The sequence below is a fragment of the Hansschlegelia zhihuaiae genome (assembly GCF_004103825.1).
Lineage (GTDB): Bacteria > Pseudomonadota > Alphaproteobacteria > Rhizobiales > Methylopilaceae > Methylopila > Methylopila zhihuaiae.
Genome location: NZ_RYFI01000005.1, coordinates 186,239 through 202,574, shown reverse-complemented (window position 1 = coordinate 202,574; position 16,336 = coordinate 186,239). Strand labels below are relative to the sequence as shown.

The following is a 16,336-nucleotide window of genomic DNA, read 5'->3' as shown; positions in this document are numbered from 1 at the left end:
GGGCCCCGCCCGCACCCCTCATCCGACCTCGGCTTCGCCGAGGCCACCTTCTCCCTCAAGGGGAGAAGGGAAGAACGCGCCGCTCTTTCCTATTCCGCGGCCTGCTGGCTGGGCTGGTTGAGGAAGGCTTCGAGCGAGTCGTCGAGCGCCTCCATCCACGGCGTATGATGCACCGGCGCGACCGTCCCGGTGAGCGTCGAGGGATAGGAACGGTTGCGATAGGTCAGGATGCCCTCGACCTTGTGGTGCTCCCACTCCTTGAACAGTCGCGCGACCTCGTCGACGTCGAGCCGCGGATAGTCGGTCGCCTCGATCAGCTCCCGGACATAGTCGGTCTGGAAGTCAATCATCTGCTCGGCGTCCTCGAGCGCCTCCTCGCGGCGCACCCAGCTTTCCGAGTCGGCGTGCATCGCGGTCTGGTCCGGCAGCGCGATGCGGCCGAGCACGACGTCGCGGGCGTACCACGCCTGCGCGTCGAACATGTTGAAGGTGTAGAACTGGTCCTGCGCGCCGATATACATCAGCCGCGGGTTCGGCTCCCAGAAGATCCCCTTGTAGAGGTTCGGCGGGAACAGGCGGTTGCGGGTCTCCAGCCGGAGATCGTCGGGCAGGAACGGGTAGTGGTTGAGATAGCCCGTGCAGAAGATGATCGCGTCGACGTTCTCCGCCGTCGAGCCGTCCTTGAAGTAACACGTCTTGCCCACGACCTTGGTGAGCAGCGGCCGCTCCGAGAAGCTCTCCGGCCATTCGAAGCCCATGGGCTTGGTGCGGTAGCTGAAGGTGATCTGCTTCGCGCCGTATTTGTGGCACTGGGTCGCGATGTCTTCGGCCGAATAGCTCGAGCCGATCAGCAGCACGTGCTTGCCCGCGAACTCGTCGGCGCAGCGGAAATCATGGGCGTGCAGCACCCGGCCGAGAAACTTCTCGACGCCCTCGAAGACCGGCACGTTCGGGGTCGAGAAGTGGCCGTTGCACACGAAGACGTAGTCGAACTCCTCACTGAGGTGCTTCTTCGCCACGAGGTCCTTCACCTGCACGGTGAACTTTTCGGTCTCGGCGTCCCACTCCACGTCGCGGACGGCGTGGTTGAATTTGCAGTATTTCCTCACCCCCGACTTCTCGACGCGGCCGGCGATGTAGTCGTGCAGCACCGCGCGGGGCGGATAGCTCGGAATGGGCCGGCCGAAATGCTCCTCGAAGGAGTAGTCGGCGAACTCCAGGCACTCCTTGGGGCCGTTCGACCACAGATAGCGGTACATGGAGCCATGGACCGGCTCGCCGAACTCGTCGAGTCCGGTGCGCCACGTGTAGTTCCACAACCCGCCCCAGTTCTCCTGCTTCTCGTAACAGACGACCTCGGGGACCTCGGTCCCCTTCGCCCGCGCGGATTCGAAGGCGCGAAGCACCGCAAGCCCGCTCGGCCCAGCGCCGATCACCGCGATCCGTTTGGTCATTTGCCCGTCCCTCCTCGAGGTCTTCGGCGAAGGCCGCTCCGGCGCCGGCGCCCGAGGGGCGGCCGGAATGCTCGGTCAGCCAAAGTTGGGTGTCAACGAAGTTTCACTTCAAGAAATTCCGGGATCACGCCCGCTCTTCGAGCGGATGCGTGCGGAGCCTGTGCGGATCGTAGAACGGCGTGCGCACCACATGGGCGTCGAACTCGCCGGCCGAGGACTTCACCTTCAACTGCGTGCCCCAGGCCTTCAGGTCCGGCGTGACATGGCCGAGGGCGATCGACTTCATCAGATGGCGGCTGTAGGTCGTCGAATTCACTGTCCCGACCTCCTTGCCGTCCTTGAAGATCTTGGCGCCGGGCTCAATCGCCTCATGGGCGTCGATCTCGATGCCGACATTCGAGACCCGAACCTCGTCCTTCCTCTTCTCGAGCGCGGCCTTGCCGTGGAAGTCGGGCTTCGTGAGGTCGACGGTCCAGTCGGCGCCGACCTCCCAGGGCGTCTCGTCGCCCTTCGGCATGTCGAAGGGGAAGAACAGCAGCGCGCCCTCGACCCGGACGATGTCGAGGCAATCCCAAGACGCAGCGCAGATCCCGAAGGGCTTTCCGGCCTCCATGATCTTGTCCCAGAGGAAGGCTGCGTCGGCCGCCGTGCAGAACACCTCGTAGCCGCGCTCGGCCGAGTAGCCGCCGCGGCCGATCGAGACTTGCCTGCCGAACAGCTTGGTGCGGACGTGCTGGAAATACTTGATCTCCGAGAGGTCCGCCTCGGCGTGCGGCTTCAGGATGTCGAGCGCGAGCGGCCCCTGCAGCGACAGGATGTGGACATCGTCGTCCTTGGCCCATGTGGACTGCGAGCCCTGGAAGAAGCCGTCGATGACGTCCTCGAGCCCGCCGCCGCCATGGCTCAGCCGGAACTCGGTCTCGCCGTCGCGATAGACCAGCACGTCGTCGATCAGCGAGCCGTTCTCGTCGACGATGTTGGAGATCGCCGACTGGCCGGGCTTCAGCTTGCCGACGTCGGAGGTCAGCATCCGGTTCAGAACCGCGACGACGTCCGAGCCCGACACGTTGATCATCCGGAGGCCAGAGACGTCGAACAGACCGGCCTTGGAGCGGACGGTCGCCACCTCGTCATAGGCGTCGGTCGAGTAATGCTGCGGGATCGGCATGCCGTTCCAGTCGCTGTCGAGCTTCGAGCCCAGCGCCTGATGGATCGACTGAAGGGCGTTCTTGCGGGGAAAGTCTTCGGGTCCCATGGGCGTTTTCCTCTTACGGGCTCGATTATCGTCAGTCGGGATCGACGGAGTGCGTCCTTCGAGACGCCCGCTTCGCGGGCTCCTCAGGATGAGGCGCGATGAGGATGCCGGAACTCGACGATCCTCATGCTGAGGAGCGGTCCGCAGGACCGCGTCTCGAAGCACGCAGTCGGGTGGCGCGAGGGTCTCCTCAGTCCGGAAAGAAGCCCGGCGAGGTCGGGGCGCCATCGTCATATTTCGACAGCCAGTCCACCGTGGTCTCGCGGTAGCGGGTCAGGCCCTTGTAGTCGGCGAGCTCGGGCGGCAGGTCGCGCAGCACCCGGTGGAAGCGGCGCGCCCATTTGGGAATGGTCACCAGCTCTTCCATCTTGATGAGGTAGGCGCGGATCGAGAACACGATCGCGTTCGAGCGCGGCAGCCGCCACAGCGCCTGCAGCTCGACCCGGAGGTGCACCTTGTTCCCGACGTTCTCGGGCGTCACCGTCGTCCGGTCGATGCCCCATTTGTGGTAGTTCTCCGGGCTGGTGTCGAGCCGCGGATTGATCGTCATCGTCCAGTTCAGCCGGCGCACCGGGCGGCCCTGCTGCAGGTTGAGCAGGAACTTCAGCGCCCGGTCGAACACGCCGAGGTCGTGAGCGATCGGCACCGGCGCGTGCCATTCCATGAAGTTCATGCCGATGTCGAAATCGAGCGACCAGTCGGCCTGGGTGGTGACGATGCCGGCGTCCATCCAGAGATTGTCGTGGCGCTGGTCGAGCAGGTTGAAGTCGCCCTGGCACTGCCGGGTGATGTATTCCATCGGCGGGCAGGGCAGGGTCGCCGTGTCCCCGAAGGTGAAGCGCTGGTCGATGCCGAGCGGCTGGTTGACCCAATGCCAGCGGTCGCCGTCGCGCGTGAGCTGGAAGTGCTCCGGATAGTTCTTCGCCATCGACTCCATCAGGAGCTCGACGAGGTCCCATTCCGCCGTGATCATGTGCGGCAGCGACTGGCAGCGCAGCGGGTCCTGCTTCAGGACCAGCGCCCGATCCTCCATCTCGGCGACGTAGTGCTCGTCGATGTCGATCGGGAACTCGTAGGGGCTCTTCTCCGGCCCCGGCATGTGCTGCTCGATGTTGACCGCGTACATGTACTGGTCCTTGTCGAACGGGAACGGAAAGCGACGGATCGCCTCCGGACTGTTCGAGAAGGTGAAGTCGTCGCGGAACGTCTCTTTCTTGAACTGGATCGTCATCGGGCGGCTCCGTTCAAACGAAGGGATGGGATCGACGGCGCTGCGTGCTTCGAGACGGCCCTTCGGGCCTCCTCAGCATGAGGAGGACTGCGCCTGCCACCTCCACGCTCCTCATGCTGAGGAGCCTCGGCCGCAGCCGAGGCGTCTCGAAGCACGCAGACGATCTGTGCAGGACGTTCGGCACCATCGTCACAGGTCCAGCACCAGCTCGCGGCCCTTGAGCCGCGACACGCAGGTCATGATCTTCTTGCCCGAGGCGTGTTCTTCCTCGGTCAGGAAATGGTCGTGGTGCATCAACTCGCCGTCGGCCTCGAGCACCGCCGTCTCGCACTGCCCGCAGGCGCCGCCGCGGCACAGATACGGCGCGTCGACGCCGGCCTCCTCGATCGCTTCCAGCAGGCTCTGGTCGGGCCGCACCTCGGTGGTGACGCCGGCCTTGGCCAGCCTGACCGAGAACGGCTCGCCCGAGACATGCGCCATGAAGCGTTCGGAATGCAGGTTCTCGTCCGGCCAGCCCGCCTCGCGGCCGCCGGCGAGGATCGCGTCGATCATGCCCTCGGGTCCGCAGACATAGAGATGCGTGCCGAGCGGCTGGCGCCACAGGATCCTGTCGACCGCGATGATCTCCTGGGCGTCGTCGCGGTAGAGCCGGACCTTGTCGCCATGGCGGGCGACCAGCTCGTCCGCGAAAGCTCCGGAGGCCGCGTCGCGCATCGCATAATGCAGCTCGAAGGGAAGGTTCTGGCGACGGAGCTCCTCGGCCATGGCGTAGATCGGCGTGACGCCGATGCCGCCCGCGACCAGGATGTGCTTGCGCCCCGTCCGCACGATCGGGAACAGGTTGACCGGCATGGTGATCGAGAGCTCCGTCCCGACCTCGACGCGCTCATGCATGAAGGCCGAGCCGCCGCGCGAGTCCCTCGTGCGCAGCACGCCGATCCGGTATGTCGAGCCGTCCGGGGCGCGGTCGATCAGCGAGTAGGGATTCTTGATCTTCCGGTCCGGGGCCGCCATCGTCACCACGACGTGGGAGCCGGCGGAATAGAGCGGCAGCGGCTCGCCCGAAACGGCTTCGAGGCTGAAGCGCTTGACGGTCGCGGTCGCCTGCTCGACGCGCGAGACGCGGACGGGGATCTCGACGCCGCCGCTCACCGGTACAGCTCCTCGATCTCCGGCAGTTCGCCGGGGGTCTCGCAGTCCACCACCACGCCCTGGAAGGCCGCCAGCCGCCGCGAGTAATGATCGCGGACGAACAAATTGAGGCCGCAATGGCTGCATGTGAAAGGCGTCGCGGTCACGTTTTCGGTCATGCCCTTGCAGTGCACGCACTGGACGCGGCGCGCGAGCGAGCCGCAGTGTTCGGTGTAGATCGACTGATGGTCGACGCCGTGCTCGAGCCCGGAGGCGATCACCTTGCCGATGAAGCCCTCGACGCCGGCCGCATAGAGCCGCGTGCCCATCGCGGCGTTGCCGAGCAGGCCGTTCAGCCGCACGATGGCGGTCTCCTGGCTCGGCATCACGTGGAGCGCGTCGGGCTTGAGGTCCGCGAGCTTCTCGGCGTGATCCTCGCCCGCCGAGCCGCCCGGCGTGTACACGATGGTGGCCGACGCCGCGGCGTCGCCCTTGCCCTCGAAGATGGCGAGAACCGCCAGGGCTCCTTCGCCTTCCGCGGCCACCAGATGGCGGCGCGCCCGCTGGTCGAGTTTCAGTCCCGGATAGATCGGCCGGCTCTTGATAGGCACGAGAGGTCTTCGCCTTTTATGCGTCGATCGAGTTTGAAGAAGGACCCCGGCGCGGTTTTCGCGCCGGGTCCCGGACCTGGTCAGAAGGTGAAGATCGCGTTCGCGATCAGCACCGTCACGACGCCGCCGGCGAGCGTGAGGTAGGGAAGCATTCCGGCCTTGCGTTTGCTGATCTCGTGGTGTTCGCCGACCCCGAGATCCTCGAGCATCCGCGCCGGGAACTTGCCCTTGTCCTGGACGTAGTGTCGGAAGAAGAACACCGGGATGATGAGCGCCGCCGTGATAAGGCCCGCCCACAGCGCCATCGGGTTCCAGACCTTCGCGCCGGCGCCCATGAAGACCGCGTTGACGAAGGCGAACACGGCGCCGAGCGCGATGATGAAGGTCGGCGCCTTGAACGGCCGTTCGATGTGGCCGTTGTCGATCCGGTGGATCCAACCGGAGTTCAGGTTCAGGAAGTTGAAGATGATGTAGCCGCAGTTCGACACCGCCAGGATGAAGAAGAACGAGGTGGCGTCGGCGCAGGCGATCGCGAGCAGGATCAGGTTGACCACGAGGTCGGTCCACATCGCGTTGGTGGGCGCGCCGTTGTGGTTCACGAAGCTGAGGTAGCGCGGCAGCCAGCCGTCGACCGAGCCCTGATAGAGCGTGCGTGAAGAGCCCGCCATCGCGGTCATGATGCAGAGCAGCAGCGCCAGGATCATCAGCATGACCAGCGCGTTCTCAATGATCGGACCGCCCCCGACCATGTGGGCGAGCGCGGACGCGACGCCGGAGCCGTCGACGATCGGCGTCTCGAGCATGCCCGTGAGCCCGAGCTCGCTCTGGAACGTGAAGGGCACGATCACGAAGAAGCCGATGCAGAGCAGGCCCGAGAAGAAGATCGCCTTGAAGGTGTCGCTCTTTGGATCCTTGAACTCGGAGGTGTAGCAGACCGCGGTCTCGAAGCCGTAGGTCGACCACGCCGCGATGAACATGCCGCCGAGCACGAGCGTCCAGCCGGCGATGTTCCACGAGCCGGGCTCGGGCTTGTAGGCCTCGGCGAGCGGCACGAAGGGCGTGAAGTTGCTCCAGTTGACCCCGTGCTGCAGCAGCGGCGCGATGCCGACGATCGCGAGCGGGATGATGACCAGCACGCCAATCAGCTTCTGGGTGTTGGCGGTGTCGAGGATGCCGCGGTGCTGGATGAAGAAGGTCAGCAGCATCAGCGCCGCGCCGATGAAGAAGGCGGCGTTGAACGAGAACGACACCGGGCCGAGCGTCCCGGCGAACAGCGTCCAGGTCCTCAAGCCCGAGGTCGCGTCGGGCGCGACCGCGGTCAGGATGTAGCCGGCCGCGATCGAGGAGCCGAGCGAGAGCACCGGCGACCAGGCGAACCAGTTGCACCACACGGAGAGCGGCGCGACGGGCTTGGCGTAGCGCACCCAGGCGGCCGCGCCATAGATCGAGGCGCCGCCCGACTTGTTGGGGAAGAGGCCCGCGATCTCGGCGTAGACGAAGGACTGCAGGAAGCCCATGAACATCGACGCGGCCCAGATCGCCGCGGCGACCGTGCCGGTGGTGCCAGCGATGCCGCCGATCGAGAACAGCACGAGGGGCGGCACGCCGCTCGCGACCCAGAAGGCTCCTGTCCAGGAAATGCTTCGGCGCAAGACGCGATCGTCTGCGACGCCGGCTTCTGTCACTGCGATTGTCATGGCTTCACCCGCGTCCCCTGCTTCGCGCCGGTCTTGCCGCGGCGCTGCGGTTTCACTGCGCGGCGGGCGTCGGCGCGGAGGCCGCGCCCGCAGGCTTAGGGACGATGAGGATCGTCCGCCGGCCCCCTCGGCGAGGCGATCTCATCAGCATCAACTTTGTTTCGCAAGAAGAAAAATTTGGCGCCGGAGCGATGCCTGCGCCGACCTGCCGAAGGCCTCTGAAATCAAGCAATATTTCGTATGGAGAAACGAATTATCCTTTAGGTGAAGTCGCCCTATCGCACAAAAATTAGGCTGTTTGCGCGCCTTAGGCACATCAATGCGAGGCGGGCTCCCGTCCGGCGATCTCGGCGGCCAGCATGACCTCGACATTGGCGGCGTCAAGCCACCGGCCGATCTCGGCGGGGGGCGGAGCGTCGACCACGACCGCGTCGACCTCGTCCGGCCGGCAGATCGTCACCGGCGCGCGACGGCCGAACTTGCTCTCGTCCGCCACCACGATGGTCCTGGCCGCGCCGTCGATCATGACGCGCGCCACGCGCGCCTCATCGAGATCGAAATCGGTGAACATGCCCGTCGGGTCCATCCCGGCGATCGACAGGATCGCGAGGTCGGCGCGGAACTGCTGGATGAAGGCCACGGCTTCCGCGCCGACGGCGGCCGCGAGGTCGGCCCGCAGCTCCCCACCCGCCATGTAGACGCGGTTGCCGTTGCGGCCCACGAGATGGCGGGCGATCTCGAGCGAGTTGGTGATCACCGTCAGATCCCGGCGGCGGCCGAGCGCCTGGGCCACGAAGGCCGTGGTCGAGCCGGTGTCGATCATCACCACCTGGCCGTCCGCGACCTGGTCCGCGACGGTCTCGGCGAGCGCGCGCTTGGCGTCGGCGTTCACCCTGAGGCGCTGAAGGAACGGCGCGTCGACGAGCTGCTCCACGAGGCCGACGCCGCCATGGGTCTTGGTCAGCACGCCGCCGTCGACCAGCGCCTTGACGTTACGCCGGATGGTCTCGTCCGAGACGCCGAGCCGGTCCGCGAGGTCGGTCACGCGGGTCACGTCCTCGTCGCGCACGAGATCCAGGATCGCGCGCTGGCGGGGAGTCTGGGTCATTTCGAGGCTTTTCCTGCTTTAGGCGTGGGCATTTTGTGGGTTTATCGCGGAAATGTGCGGAGAACGCCACAAATAATGTGGACTTTCCCCTCGTTTGTTGATTTTGGTGACGGAGACAAGACGATCCTTCAGAGACGTCAGGACGGGAGACGGGCATGCTTCGCAGTCTCATTCGCGCATTGACGATGGGCATGTTCCTGGCGCTGACGGCGGGCGCGGCGCTCGCGGCGCCCGAAAGCCGCGATCCGATCAAGGTCACGCTTCACGACTGGACCGGCCAGCTGGTCACCGCCCGCATCATGGGCGAGACGCTCAAGAAGGCCGGCTACAACGTCGATTACGTCCAGGCCGACTATCTCGCGCAGTTCGCCGGCATGCGGACCGGCGACCTGACAGTCGCCATGGAGGTCTGGGCCACGACCGCCAAGGATGCGATGGACGAGGCGATCGCGGCGGGCGGCGTCGAGAATGTCGGCGAGACCGGCATGCAGGCGATCGAGGACTGGTGGTACCCCTCCTATATGAAGGAAAAGTGCCCGGGCCTGCCGGCCTGGAAGGCGCTGAAGGACTGCGCCGAGGTGTTCTCGACCCCCGAGACCGCGCCGAAGGGCCGCTATCTCGGTGGGCCGGTGACCTGGGGCGGCTATGACGACGAGCGCGTGCAGGCGCTCGACCTGCCCTTCGAGGTGGTGCACGCCGGGACCGACGCCGCGATGTTCGCCGAGCTGCAGTCCGCCTATGACCGCAAGGCCCCGATCCTGCTCTGGATCTATGCGCCGCATTGGGCGCCGATCAAATATCAGGGCGAGTGGATCAAGTTCCCGCCTTACGAGAAGGCATGCTACGACGATCCGGTCTGGGGGATCAACAAGGACGCAAAGTACGACTGCGCCAAGCCCCGCGGGCCGATCTACAAGGCCGTGTGGGCCGGCATGAAGGACAAGTGGCCGGGCGCCTATAAGGCCGTGAAGGCCTATGCGTTCGACAACAAGGAGATCGGCGAGCTCGCCGCCAAGGTCGACCTCGACGGCCAGAAGGTCGAGGCCGTGGTGGACGAGTGGATGGCGAAGAACGAGGATCGCTGGAAGAAGTGGCTGCAGTAGGCTTCGTCTGACGCCTGGGGCTTTGCGCTCGAACGCTCTCTTTGAAAGCCATAGGCCCCCTCACCCGGCCCTTCGGGCCGACCTCTCCCCGCCGGGGAGAGGTGGCGAGCGGCGCCGTCCTTCACCTCTCCCCGGCGGGGAGAGGTCGGATGACAAAGTCATCCGGGTGAGGGGGCCTCGACAGCTCTGATCGATGCTTGAGGCGGGCCGCCCCATGACCGACCCCATCCTCGCCTGCCGAAACGTCTCGAAGCTGTTCGGGGCCGACGCCGGCCGGGCCGTGAGGGACGGCCGCGTGACCGCGGGGGCGGCGGAGCTCGCCGCCGTCGGCCTGATCCCCGCGGTGCTCGACGTCGAACTCTCGATCGGCCGCGGCGAGACCTTCGTGATCATGGGCCTGTCGGGCTCGGGCAAGTCGACCCTGGTGCGCTGCCTCGCCGGCCTCGCCCAGCCGACCGCCGGCGAAATCCTGTTCGAGGGTCGCGATCTCTTCGCCATGTCCGAGGCGGAGCTGATCCGCATCCGCCGCCACAAGATGGGCATGGTGTTTCAGAACTTCGCGCTGCTGCCGCACCTCACCGTGCTGGGAAACGTCGCGTTCCCGCTCGACGTGCAGGGCCGACCGCGCGCCGCGCGCGAGGCGCGGGCGCGCGAGATGATCTCGCTGGTCGGACTGACCGGCCGCGAGGACCATTTCCCGCGCGAGCTATCGGGCGGCCAGCAGCAGCGCGTCGGCATCGCGCGCTCGCTCGCGGTCGGCCCCGACCTCTGGTTCCTGGACGAGCCGTTCTCGGCGCTCGACCCGCTGATCCGCCGCGAGATGCAGGACGAGGTGCTGCGCCTGCAGGCGTTGCTCAAGAAGACCATCGTCTTCATCACCCATGATTTCGACGAGGCGGTCAGGGTCGCCGACCGGATCGCGATCATGAAGGACGGCCGCATCGCGCAGATCGGCACGGCCGAGGAGCTCGTGCTCAACCCCGCCACCGACTATGTCCGCGCCTTCACCCGCGACGCGCCGCGGGCCAAGATCCTGACCGCCCGCTCCGTCATGGCGCCGGTCGGGGAGACGACGGACTTCGCAGGGGAGGTGGCGGCCGGCGCCCGCATCGCCGCCTTCGCCCACGACGTCGAGCAATCCGACAAGCCGTTCGCGGTGGTGAAGGATGGCCGGGTCATCGGCATCGTCGACAGGCTCGCGATGATCGACGTGCTGGTCGGCCGCGAGCGGAAGACCGCGGCGTGAGCCTGACCGCAGTCGGCGAACCGGCGGCCGAGCGCCGCCGCGCGCCGCTCGGCTGGCTGCTGTGGCCGGCCCTGCTCGCCGCGACCGTCGTGCTCGTCTCGCTGCCGGCAGGCGCGCTGCCGGCCTGGATGACCAGATATCCGGCGGCCTGGCAGGTCCCGGTCGCGGCCGAGATCTCGGCCTTCATGCGTTGGCTGATGGAGAGCGCGACCTTCGGGGTGTTCACCGTGCGCGAGCTCACGCGCGGGATAGCCTGGGTGCTCGACCTACCGCTCGCGGCCGCCAAGGCGGTGCTGGCGGGAGGGATCGGCTGGGGCCGCGGCGCCGAGACCGTCTCGCTCGCGCCCGCCATCCCGTGGTTCTCGGCGCTGATCGCAGGCGTCGCGGCGGGCTACTGGGCGGGCGGCGCGCGGCTCGCTCTGCTGATGGGCGCGGGGCTCGGCTATCTCGCGGTCTTCGGCCAGTGGCCGAGCGCGATGGTCACGCTCGCCTCGGTGCTGGTCTCGAGCGCGCTCGGGGCCGCGGGCGGTCTGCTGATTGGCCTCGCCTGCGTGCGCTGGCGCTGGGTCGAACGGGCGGTCTCGCCGCTGCTCGACCTCGCCCAGACCATGCCGGTCTTCGCCTATCTGCTGCCGATGCTGATCCTGTTCGGCTTCGGGCCGGTCTCGGCGATGATCGCCACGATCGTCTACGCCATGCCGCCGATGATCCGGGTGACGACCCTGGCGATCCGCGCGGTGCCGCCGGAGATCCGCGAACTCGGCGCGATGACCGGCTGCACGAGGGCGCAGCTCACCTGGAAGATGCTGGTGCCGAGCGCGCTGCCGGCGCTGATGGTGGGCGTCAACCAGGTCATCATGCTCTCGCTCAACGTCGTGATCATCGCCTCGATGATCGGCGCCGGCGGCCTCGGCTTCGACGTGCTCGCGGCGCTCCGCCGCCTCGACATCGGCGCCGGACTGGAGGCGGGGCTCGCGATCACCGTGCTCGCGATCCTGCTCGACCGCTTCGCGCAGGCGCTCGCGACCAAGTCCGCGCGCGCGCCGGAGCGCGACCCGGAGCGGGCGGCGAGGAAGCGGCGGTTGCTGACCGGCGCCTTCTGGGTCGCCGCGCTGCTCTGGCTCGCCGCCGCGCTGAAGCCCGACATCGCCGGCTACCCGGAGGCGCTCCGGCTTTCGACGGCGCCCTACTGGAACGACCTCGTCCGCTGGATCAACGTCACGTTCTTCTCGACGCTGGAAGCCATCCGCGCCTGGGCGTTCCTCAACCTGCTCGCCCCCGTGAAGCGCTTCGCGCTGGCGCTGCCCTGGGTCTGGGTCGTGGCGCTGGTGGGGATCGCGGGCTATCGGCTCGGCGGGTTCAGGCTCGCCGCGCTGACCGTGGCCCTGTCGCTGTTCATCGCGGCCGTCGGCCTCTGGCAGGTCGCGATGCTGACCGTCTATCTGTGCGGCCTCGCCGTCGTCGTCGCGGCGCTGATCGGCGTCGCGGTCGGCGTCGCGTCGGCGACGCGGCCGCGGCTCTGGCGCGCGGTCGAGACGGTGATCGACCTGCTGCAGACGCTGCCCTCCTTCGTCTACCTCATCCCGATCGTGATGCTGTTCCGGGTCGGCGACTTCACGGCGTTGATCGCGATCGTGCTGTATGCGGTCGCGCCGGCGATCCGCTACACGGCGCATGGCGTCGCCCGGACGCCCCCGGCGCTGGTCGACGCGTCCGTGATGAACGGCTGCACGCGCCGCCAGATCCTGACGCGCGTGCGGCTCCCTCTCGCGCTGCCCGAGATTCTGCTTGGGATCAACCAGACCGTGATGCTGGCGCTTTCGATGCTGGTCATCACCGCGCTGGTCGGCACCCGCGACCTTGGCCAGGAGACCTATTCGGCGCTCGCCAAGGCAGACATCGGCAAGGGGCTTGTGGCCGGCCTCTGCGTCGCCTTCATCGGGATCATCGCCGACCGGCTGATCTCGGCCGCAGCCGAGCGGACCAAGCGGCGCATGGGGCTGGGGCGATGAACGGCGCGCCGGGCCTTCTCCACCATCGCTATCGCGATGGTCCCCCTCCTCCGCTGGCGCGGAGGAGGACCCGGGACGGCGCCGCTTCGCTCCTCCCCTGCGTCAGCGGGGGAGGGGGACCGCGAAGCGGTGGAGGGGGCGTCTGGCGCGACGGCCTCGGGAGGTCCGCGTGAGCGGCGATCCCTTCGACCGCATCCGCGCGCTGACGATCTGGCGCTCCAAGGTCGAGCCGCAGCCGCTCACGGGCGGCATCACAAACCGCAATTTCGTGGTCGAGGATTCGGGAAAAAAATTCGTGGTGCGGATGGGCGAGGACATCCCGGTCCACAACGTCATGCGCTTCAACGAGCGGGCGGCCGCGATGGCGGCGGAGGCGGCCGGCGTCTCGCCGGCGCTCAGGCATTTCGAGCCGGGCCTGATCGTCATCGACCACATCGACGGCCGCACCTTCGGCGAGGCCGACGTCCGGGCCGAACTTCCGCGGGTCGCCGAGCTGATCCGGACCGCGCATCGCGAGGTCACCCGTCATCTCAGAGGGCCGGCGCTCGCCTTCTGGACCTTCCACATCCTGCGGAACTACGTCGCGACGCTGCGCGACCACGGCCACCGCCTCGCAGGCGACCTGCCGCGCCTCGAAAACATCTCTGAGCGCATCCAGCGGCTGGCCGGGCCGGCCGAAATCGTGTTCGCGCACAACGATCTTTTGCCGGGCAACTTCATCGACGACGGCAGGAAGATCTGGCTGATCGACTGGGACTACGCCGGCTTCAACGACCCGCTGTTCGACCTCGGGGGACTGGCCTCCAACAACGGCTTCGACGCCGGCGAGCGCGACGCGCTGCTCGCCATCTATTACGGGCGCGAGCCCGACGACGCCTTGCGGCTCAGGCTGCAGGCCATGCTGGTCGCCTCGCTGCTCCGCGAGAGCCTCTGGAGCATGGTCTCGGAGGCCCACTCCTCTCTCGACTTCGACTACCGCGCCTACACGGCCGAGAATCTCGGCCGGTTCGAGCGCGCCCTTGCAGACCTCGACGACATGGACCGCGCATGACCGACCTCCCAGCATCCTCCAGGATCGTGATCGTGGGAGGCGGCATCGTCGGCTGCTCGACCGCCTATCACCTCGGCAAGCTCGGCCACGAGGTCCTGCTCATCGAGCGCGACCGGCTGACCTCGGGCTCGACCTGGCATGCGGCGGGCCTCGTCGGGCAGCTCAGGACGAACGCCAACATCACCCAGCTGCTCGGTGAATCCGTCCGCCTCTACGAAACGCTCGAGGCGGACACCGGGCTTGCGACCGGCTGGAAGCGGAACGGCGGCCTTCGCCTCGCCTGCAATCCCGACCGCTGGACGGAGGTGAAGCGCCAGGCTGCGACCGCGCGCTCCTTCGGGCTTGAGATGCAGCTTCTGACGCCGAAGGAGGCGCAGGAGCTCTGGCCGCTGATGAGCGTCGACGACGTCGTCGGCGCGGCCTTCCTGCCGACCGACGGGCAGGCGAACCCGACCGACATCACCCAGGCGCTCGCCAAGGGCGCGCGGATGGCGGGCGTCGCGATCCGCGAGCAGGTCTCGGTGACGTCGATCGAGGTGGAGCAGGGCCGGGTGAGGGCGGTCGTCACGGACCAGGGCCGCGTCGCCTGCGAAACGCTGGTGATCTGCGCCGGCCTCTGGTCCCGCGAGCTCGGCAAGCTCGCCGGCGTCAACATTCCGCTCGCCCCGGTAAAGCACCAGTATGTCGTGACCGAGCCGATCGAGGGCGTGACCCGCGGCCTGCCGACGCTGCGCGATCCCGACCGGCTGACCTACTACAAGGAGGAGGTCGGCGGCCTCGTGCTCGGGGGCTACGAACCGAACCCGGTCGCCTGGGACACGCCCGGCGGTCTGCCCAAGGATTTTGCGTTCTCGCTGCTCGACGGCGACTGGGACCATTTCGGACCGACGCTGGAGCTCGCGCTCGGCCGCGTGCCGGCGCTCGAGACCGCAGGGATCAAGCAGCTGATCAACGGGCCGGAGAGCTTCACGCCGGACGGCAACTTCATCCTCGGCGAGGCGCCCGAAGTCCGAGGCGTGTTCGTCGGCTGCGGGTTCAACGCCTTCGGCATCGCGGCCGGCGGCGGGGCCGGCATGGCGCTCGCCGAATGGGTCGCCAAGGGCGAGCCGCCCTACGATCTCTGGCCCGTCGACATCCGCCGCTTCGGCGCGAACCATGGCGACGGAAACTGGGTCAGGACCCGCACGCTCGAGGCCTACGCCAAGCACTACACCATGGCCTGGCCGTCCGAGGAGCACGACAGCGGCCGCCCGCTGCGCCGTTCGCCGCTCTACGACCGGCTGAAGGCGGCGGGCGCCGTGTTCGGCGAAAAACTCGGCTGGGAGCGGCCGAACTGGTTCGCGGGCGAGGGCGAGGAGCGCCAAGACCGCTACTCCTTCGGCCGGCCGAGCTGGTTCGCGGCTGTCGGGCGCGAGCACGTCGCCTGCCGCGAGCGCGTGGCGCTGTTCGACCAGTCGTCCTTCGCCAAGTTCCTGATGGTCGGGCGCGACGCCGAGCGGGCGCTGTCGTGGATCGCGGCCAACGACGTCACGAAGCCCGTCGGGTCTTTGGTCTACACGCAGATGCTGAACTCGCGCGGCGGGATCGAGTGCGACCTGACCGTCGCGCGGCTCGCCGAGCACCGCTTCTACATCATCACCGGCACGGGCTTCGCGACCCACGATTTCGACTGGATCGCGAAGACCATTCCGACAGACTGCGACGCGCATCTGGTTGACGTCACCTCCTCGCGGGCGGTGCTCAGCCTGTTCGGGCCGAGGGCGCGCGACGTGCTGTCGGCGCTCACCGAGGACGACGTCTCGAATGACGGCTTCCCGTTCGGGACGTGCCGGACCATCACGGTCGCGGGCGCGCCCGTGCTGGCGCTCCGCGTGACCTATGTGGGCGAGCTTGGCTGGGAGCTTCACGTCCCGGCCGAGTTCGCGGTCTCCGTCTACGAGGCTTTGATGGAGGCGGGGCGGCCGCATGGCGTCGCGCTCGCGGGCTACCGGGCGATCGAGACGCTCAGGCTCGAGAAGGGCTATCGCGCCTGGGGCGCGGAGATCGGCCCGGACCACACGCCCCGCATGGCGGGGCTCGGCTGGGCCACCAAGCTCAAGAGCAACATCGACTTCCTTGGCCGCGAGGCGCTTGCGGCGGAGGCGGGACGTCCGCTTCCGCGGCTGCTCGCGGGCTTCACGGTCGACGACCCGGACGTCATCCTGCTCGGCCGCGAAACCATCCTCCGCGACGGCCGCCGCGTCGGCTGGCTTGCGAGCGGCGGCTTTGGGCACACGATCGGCAAGCCCGTCGGCTATGGCTATGTGCGCGACGCCGGCGGCGTCGACGCCGGATACGTCATGTCCGGCGACTATCAGCTCGATGTCGCGGGCGACCTCGTGCCCGCGACGCCCTTCCTCAAGCCGCCCTACGACCCGTTGATGTCGCGCATCAAGAG

12 protein-coding genes are annotated in these 16,336 nt (G+C 67.7%); 5 read left to right on the top strand and 7 right to left on the bottom strand.

Annotation, left to right across the window (positions count from 1 at the left end; genetic code table 11):
- Window positions 1-89: 89 nt before the first annotated feature.
- From EK403_RS07515 to EK403_RS07485, 7 genes are all read right to left on the bottom strand, one after another.
- Entirely contained in the window at window positions 90-1,454 is a 1,365-nt protein-coding gene (locus EK403_RS07515; protein ID WP_128776877.1) for an NAD(P)-binding domain-containing protein, read from the bottom strand.
- A gap of 124 nt (window positions 1,455-1,578) precedes the next feature.
- Complete coding sequence (locus EK403_RS07510) at window positions 1,579-2,709, bottom strand: aminomethyl transferase family protein (RefSeq protein WP_128776876.1); 1,131 nt, start codon at window positions 2,707-2,709, stop codon at window positions 1,579-1,581.
- A 190-nt stretch (window positions 2,710-2,899) separates the two neighbouring features.
- Entirely contained in the window at window positions 2,900-3,940 is a 1,041-nt protein-coding gene (locus EK403_RS07505; RefSeq protein ID WP_128776875.1) for a heme-dependent oxidative N-demethylase family protein, read from the bottom strand.
- 189 nt (window positions 3,941-4,129) lie between these two features.
- Window positions 4,130-5,092, bottom strand: a complete 963-nt coding sequence (locus tag EK403_RS07500; RefSeq protein ID WP_128776874.1) for a PDR/VanB family oxidoreductase — start codon at window positions 5,090-5,092, stop codon at window positions 4,130-4,132.
- The gene (locus EK403_RS07495) at window positions 5,089-5,682 is read right to left on the bottom strand and encodes a dimethylamine monooxygenase subunit DmmA family protein (RefSeq protein WP_128776873.1); all 594 of its coding nucleotides are present in this window, start codon (window positions 5,680-5,682) and stop codon (window positions 5,089-5,091) included. The genes EK403_RS07500 and EK403_RS07495 overlap by 4 nt, the downstream gene beginning before the upstream one ends.
- A gap of 80 nt (window positions 5,683-5,762) precedes the next feature.
- Window positions 5,763-7,379 (bottom strand): trimethylamine N-oxide permease, encoded by a 1,617-nt coding sequence (locus EK403_RS07490; protein ID WP_128776872.1) that lies wholly within the window; start codon window positions 7,377-7,379, stop codon window positions 5,763-5,765.
- A 316-nt stretch (window positions 7,380-7,695) separates the two neighbouring features.
- Window positions 7,696-8,487, bottom strand: a complete 792-nt coding sequence (locus EK403_RS07485) for a DeoR/GlpR family DNA-binding transcription regulator (protein ID WP_128776871.1) — start codon at window positions 8,485-8,487, stop codon at window positions 7,696-7,698.
- 155 nt (window positions 8,488-8,642) lie between these two features.
- On the opposite strand from EK403_RS07485, the gene EK403_RS07480 reads away from it, so the two are divergent.
- The 5 genes from EK403_RS07480 to EK403_RS07460 form a co-directional block, all read left to right on the top strand.
- Window positions 8,643-9,590, top strand: coding sequence for an ABC transporter substrate-binding protein (locus EK403_RS07480; protein WP_128776870.1), 948 nt, complete (start codon window positions 8,643-8,645; stop codon window positions 9,588-9,590).
- A 214-nt stretch (window positions 9,591-9,804) separates the two neighbouring features.
- On the top strand, window positions 9,805-10,836 hold the full coding sequence (locus tag EK403_RS07475) for a quaternary amine ABC transporter ATP-binding protein (protein ID WP_128776869.1): 1,032 nt from the start codon (window positions 9,805-9,807) through the stop codon (window positions 10,834-10,836).
- Window positions 10,833-12,848: an ABC transporter permease gene (locus EK403_RS07470; protein WP_245479563.1), complete on the top strand. Its 2,016-nt coding sequence runs from the start codon at window positions 10,833-10,835 to the stop codon at window positions 12,846-12,848. The genes EK403_RS07475 and EK403_RS07470 overlap by 4 nt, the downstream gene beginning before the upstream one ends.
- 169 nt (window positions 12,849-13,017) lie before the next feature.
- Window positions 13,018-13,899, top strand: a complete 882-nt coding sequence (locus tag EK403_RS07465; protein ID WP_128776868.1) for a choline kinase family protein — start codon at window positions 13,018-13,020, stop codon at window positions 13,897-13,899.
- The coding region (locus tag EK403_RS07460; protein WP_164919529.1) for a GcvT family protein at window positions 13,896-16,336 on the top strand (2,441 nt) is incomplete at its 3' end. The genes EK403_RS07465 and EK403_RS07460, both read left to right, overlap by 4 nt.